1 protein-coding gene is annotated in these 476 nt (G+C 38.4%); it reads left to right on the top strand.

What is annotated here, in order from left to right; all coding sequences use genetic code 11:
- The coding region (locus tag L3V42_RS18080) for a transposase (protein ID WP_238472627.1) at positions 1-476 on the top strand (476 nt) is incomplete at both ends.

The raw sequence follows: 476 nt of genomic DNA, 5'->3' as shown, positions 1-476 counted from the left end.
ATTTAGAAATGAAACTACAAGAAAATGATATTGCCTTTGCGATTCACGATTTAGTAGAGAGTATTCCGTATGAAACCTTTGAAGATTTCATACGCCAAACCGGTCGACCAGCCTACCATCCACGGATGATGTTGAAAATTATATTGTGTGGGTATACGCAGTCCGTTTTCTCTGGCCGTAAAATCGAAGCTTTATTACAGGACAGTGTTCGCATGATGTGGCTAGCTCAAGGCTACGAGCCGACTTATCGCACGATTAATCGCTTTCGTTCAAATCCCCTTGTTGAAAATATCTTACGAGAATGTTTTGTGCAGTTTCGTAATCAATTGGTGGAGAAGGAATTGATTGAAGAAGAAGCTATTTTTATTGATGGAACGAAGATCGAAGCTAATGCAAATAAATTTACTTTTGTTTGGCGGAAATCCACGGAACGATATAGTGAAAAGCTGATTGAAAAATCAAATCAACTGTACGAT

Source organism: Oceanobacillus alkalisoli, assembly GCF_022213125.1.
GTDB classification, from domain to species: domain Bacteria; phylum Bacillota; class Bacilli; order Bacillales; family Amphibacillaceae; genus Oceanobacillus; species Oceanobacillus alkalisoli.
Note: the sequence above shows the minus strand (reverse complement) of the source record. Positions and strands in the feature narration are given on the sequence as shown.